This is a genomic window from Streptomyces boncukensis, assembly GCF_011045075.1.
GTDB classification, from domain to species: domain Bacteria; phylum Actinomycetota; class Actinomycetes; order Streptomycetales; family Streptomycetaceae; genus Streptomyces; species Streptomyces boncukensis.
The window spans coordinates 1-4,778 of sequence record NZ_JAAKZZ010000533.1 but is presented as its reverse complement, the minus strand read 5'-3'; the positions used below and the strand labels follow the sequence as shown (position 1 = coordinate 4,778).

The following is a 4,778-nucleotide window of genomic DNA, read 5'->3' as shown; positions in this document are numbered from 1 at the left end:
CCAGTCGGTCGGCGGCCCCTCCGGGTCGGTGGTGATCCGGTACCTCCCGCCCACGTACTCCAGCTCGCCGATGCCCATCGTGAGCGGCTTCGGCCCCCGGTCCCGGTACTTCGCAGGAAGCCACGTCGCGAAGAGGTGCGCGGGCTCGATCACATGGTCGTCGACGCTGATGATGCGCGGTAGGTCGGTCACCTCGGATCCCCTCACCGTCCGGTGTATCTGATGACCCGTCAGAAAGAGGCTAGACCCGCGGGCTCTGGACCGACAAGCCGCCGGGCTCTACGCTTCCGGACACACCTGACGGACCGTCAGCTCAGGAGGCCGGCATGGACGGCGCGCACTCCGGCGGCACAGCCGGCGGTACGGCACACGAGCTCGGCGCGTCCCGCACCCTGTGGGAGCTGCTCGCCCGGCGCGCGGAACACACCCCGCACACCCCCGCGCTCATCCAGGCCGGAGCAGGCCCGGACGGCGACCGCACGCTCACTTTCGGCGCACTGCGCGAGCAGGCCGAACGGACGGCCGCGGGCCTGTACGAGCGGGGGGTACGGAAGCACGACACCGTCGTGTGGCAGCTGCCCACCCGCATCGAGACAGTCGTGCTCTCCCTCGCGCTGGCCCGGCTGGGCGTACGGCAGTCGCCCCTCATCCCGTACTCCCGCGCCCGCGAGGTGGGGCTGGCGCTGCGCGCGACCGGGGCGCGGCTGTACGCGCACCCGGGACGGTGGCGCGGTTTCGACTACGCGGACATGGCGAACCGGCTGGCCCCCGGGCTCGACCGCCGGCCGGAGGTCCTGACCGTCTACGACACGCTGCCGGACGGCGACCCGGAGCGGCTGCCGCCCCCACCGGACGACGGCACGGCGGTGCGCTGGATCTACTGGACGTCCGGCACGACATCCGAACCGCGCGGCGTACGGCACACCGACCGCAGCCTGATCGCGGGCGGCTCCTGCCTGGCGCACGCGCTGCGGCCCCGCCCGGACGACACCGGCTCCGTCGCCTTCCCGTACGCGCACATCGGCGGTCCCGACTACCTGGTGATGACGCTGCTGTACGGGCTCCCCGCGGTGCTCTTCGAGCAGTTCGCGCTGCCGGACGCGCTGGACGCCTACCGCCGCCACCGGGTCACCCTCGCGGGCGGCTCGACGGCGTTCTACTCGCTCTTCCTGGCCGAGCAGCGCAAGCGGCCGGGACAGCGGCTCATCCCCACCCTGCGGCTGCTGGCGGGCGGCGGCGCGCCGAAGCCGCCCGACCTCTACCACGAGGTGGTCGGCGAGCTGGGCTGCCAGCTCGCCCACGGCTACGGCATGACCGAGGCACCCATGATCACCATGGGCGACCCCGGCGACACCGCCGAGCGCCTGGCCACCACGGAGGGCCGCCCGCCGGACGGCATGGAGATCCGGATCACCGGCCCGGACGGCGCGCCGCGGCCTTCCGGCGCCGACGGCGAGGTGCGGCTGCGCGGTGAGGCCGTGTGCCGGGGCTACCTGGACGAGGCGGAGTCCGCCGGCGCCTTCGACGACGAGGGCTTCCTGCGCACCGGCGATCTGGGGCACCTGACGCCGGACGGGTACCTCGTCCTGACGGGCCGCACCAAGGACATCATCATCCGCAAGGGGGAGAGCATCTCCGCCAAGGAGATCGAGCAGCTGCTCTACGAGCACCCGGCGGTCGGCGACGCGGCCGTGATCGGCCTTCCGGACGCCCGGCGCGGGGAGCGGGTCTGCGCGGTCCTCGAACAGCCCGCCGGGGCGGGAGAGCTGACGCTGGACGGCGTGACGGCCTATCTGCGGCAGCGCGGGCTGGCGACGCACAAGCTGCCCGAGCAGCTGGAGGTGGTGGCCGCGCTGCCGCGCAACGAGGCCCTGCGGAAGGTGCTGAAGTACAAGCTCAGGGAGCGGTTCTCCGCTCCGCGGGGGACCGAGCCCGCCGGGTAGGGGCTGCCCCTCGCCGCTCGCCGCAGCGCGCGCGTGCACTGTGGTGTGGCTGAGCGCGCAGTTCCCCGCGCCCCTGACGGGGCGCGGTCTCGCCGGTCTACGCCGTCAGGGGGCGGCCCGCCGGTGTCTCGGCGGTGGCCGCTTCGAGGTCGGGGTAGCAGTCGAAGAGCCGGCGCACGCCCAGCGCCGCCAGCACCCGGTTGACATGAGACCCGTCAACCGCACCCTGTGCGGGCAGGATCAGCCGGAGCCGCCCCGCGCACGAGCGCATCAGACGGCGCGACGCGATCAGGACGCCCACACCGCTGGAGTCGCAGAAGAAGACCTCCGACAAGTCGAGCACCAGGCTGCGGCGCCCCTCGGCCACCGCGTCGTGGACGTGCTGCCGCACGGCCGGAGAGGTCACCAGGTCCATCTCGCCGGAGACGCGCAGCACGGCCCACTCCCCCCGCTCCTCCTCCTGCACTTTCAACGACACGTCCGCGCATCCCCTTCGTCGTTCGTCCTCGGCTGTCGGCTGCCCGCGCGGCCTCCGCCGAAACTGGTCCCCAAGGAGGACCTTAAGTCGTCACCAGGGCGTACATCTGAGAACTTCCGCCAATCCCCGTCATTCCGTGCGCGAACAAGCACACGGTGACGGAATAAGCACCATCAGCAACCGCTCCGGGGCGCACATTGCCGTAAAGGGGCGTGCGTTGTCAGCCCCTCGCACTACATTCGAGACGTTGACGAGCGTCACAAGGGCGGGCGAGGGCGGTACTTCATGGCGAACGACACGGCACCGCGCTGGGACAGGAAGATGCAGCAGCGGCTCGCACGGGGCGAGGCCGCGGCGCTGGGCGAGCTGTACGACCGCTTCGCGTCCCTCGTCCACGGCCTGGCCCACCGGGTGCTGGACGACGACGAGGCGGCGGACCACACCACGCGCGACGTGTTCAGCTACGTCTGGGAGCACCCGGACGCGTTCGACCCGCGGCACGGCCCGATGCGCTCCTGGATAGCGGCACTGACCCAGCGGCTCGCCGCCGGGCGGCTGCGCCGGCAGCAGCGCGGCGGCGAGCCGCCGACTCCCGAGCAGGCCGAGCGGATCGAGGAGCAGGTCCGCGCGGCCTCCACCGCGGCCCGCGCGGACTACATCGTCACCTCCATGCCCGCCTCGCTGCGCGCGGCGCTGGAGCTGGCCTATTTCGAGCGGCGCGACTACCGCCAGACCGCAGCGCACCTGGGCGTCACGGAGGACGAGGCCCGGCGGCGGCTCCGGCTGGGGCTGCAGCTGCTCTCCTCCGCGACGGTGCTGCCGCCCGGACTGTCCGCGCCGGGCCCCGGGGAGCCCGGCGAGCCGGCAGCCGGCACGCGTCCGACGGGACACCAGCGGTGAGCGCCCCGCTGAGCCCCGACGAACCTCCCTCCAGGGGACGACCGGACGAGCCGCAGGGCGGCCGCCCGCACAGCCGGCCGCCCGACCTGCCGCACGGCGCCCGGTCCGGGGAGCAGAATGGCCAGCAGTTCGGCATCCCGCCGCACAGCGAGCAGAATGACCCGCGGCACCACAGCAGTCAGCAGCACAAGCAGGACGAGCAGGAGCACGTGTACGACCACAACGTCCTCCGGTCACTCCTCGGCGCCTGGGCGCTGGCGGCCTGTTCCGCCGAGGAGACAGCCGCCGTGGAGGCCCATCTGACCGACTGCGCACAGTGCGCCGACGAGGCGCTGCGGCTGCGTGACGCGGTCGGCCTGCTGCACTCCGAGGACAGCCTGGACCTCGACCCCACGCTGCGCGCCCGGGTTCTGGAGCGCTGCCTCGGACGCCGTCCCGCGCGCGTCCCGGTCCCGGACTGGGTCGCACCGTACGACGCGGAGACCGCACGCCTGGACGCGCTGCTGCGCGACATGGCCGACGCCGAGTGGCGCGCGCCCGTGCTGCTGCGCTGGTTCGACGGGGAACGCGAGACGGAGCGCCGTACGACCGTCGCCGGGGTGATCGGCCACCTGCTGGCCGTGGACGGCCTCCTGGCGACGGTCCTGGGGCTGCCCGACCCGCTCGGCGAGGCGGGCCCGGAGAGCCCGGCGGGCCCTGTCGCCCGCACGGAGATGTTCTGGTCCCTGGACCGGGAGGCGCACCGCACACCCGCCGCACGCGGACTGTGGCGCGACCAGACGCACGCGGTGATCCGCTCCGCATCCTTCGCCGAGGACGACGCGACGAGCGCCTCAGCCGACCACGAAGGGGCCGGCGGCAGCGGCGCGGCGGGCGGAACGGCGGACGGAACGGCCGGCGGGGTGGCCGGGCTCGCCGTCCCCTACGGCCCGTTCTCGCTGCCGCTGTCCGACGCCTTCCTGGACCGCGCCTTCGAGTGCTGGGTGCACGCCGGGGACATCGCCGAGGCCGTCGACTATCCGTACGGACCGCCGATGCCCGCGCATCTCAACCGCCTCGTGGACCTCGCGGCGCGCCAGCTCCCCGGCGCCATCGCGGGGCGCCGCCGCGCCGGGCTCGCGGCACCGCCGCGCAGACTGGCCCCGGCGGGCGCGCCGGGCCGCACGCTGCACCTGGAGGTGGAGGGCAGCGGCGGCGGCCACTGGTACATCCCGCTGGACTCGCCCGGCGCCACCGCCTCGCCCCAGGAGGCGGTCGCCCATGTGGCGCTGGACGGGCTGGAGTTCTGCCAGCTCGCCGCGGGCCATGTGCCGCCGCAGGAGGCCGCGGCGGGGCAGGACGGGGACCGCGAGGCCATCCAGGACGTCCTCTTCGCCGCGGCGTCCCTCTCCCGGCTGTAGGTGCAGGGGCCCGCACACGGGGCACGGGAGCACGGAGCACGGGGCACGGGGCACGGG

4 protein-coding genes and 1 pseudogene are annotated in these 4,778 nt (G+C 74.1%); 3 read left to right on the top strand and 2 right to left on the bottom strand.

The features are described from left to right. Positions 1-192 (bottom strand): annotated as a pseudogene (locus tag G5C65_RS31375) (amidohydrolase family protein); the annotation flags it as partial. Between the two features lie 134 nt (positions 193-326). Between G5C65_RS31375 and G5C65_RS31370 the strand changes: the two are divergent. After that, entirely contained in the window at positions 327-1,943 is a 1,617-nt protein-coding gene (locus G5C65_RS31370) for a class I adenylate-forming enzyme family protein (protein ID WP_165302433.1), read from the top strand. Positions 1,944-2,040: 97 nt separating this feature from the next. Here the strand turns inward: G5C65_RS31370 and G5C65_RS31365 are convergent, their stop codons facing one another. After that, complete coding sequence (locus G5C65_RS31365; RefSeq protein WP_165302432.1) at positions 2,041-2,421, bottom strand: anti-sigma factor antagonist; 381 nt, start codon at positions 2,419-2,421, stop codon at positions 2,041-2,043. Between the two features lie 285 nt (positions 2,422-2,706). Between G5C65_RS31365 and G5C65_RS31360 the strand changes: the two genes are divergently transcribed. Next, complete coding sequence (locus G5C65_RS31360) at positions 2,707-3,321, top strand: sigma-70 family RNA polymerase sigma factor (protein WP_165302431.1); 615 nt, start codon at positions 2,707-2,709, stop codon at positions 3,319-3,321. Further along, complete coding sequence (locus tag G5C65_RS31355) at positions 3,318-4,721, top strand: zf-HC2 domain-containing protein (RefSeq protein ID WP_338146754.1); 1,404 nt, start codon at positions 3,318-3,320, stop codon at positions 4,719-4,721. The genes G5C65_RS31360 and G5C65_RS31355 overlap by 4 nt, the downstream gene beginning before the upstream one ends. Positions 4,722-4,778 lie beyond the last annotated feature (57 nt).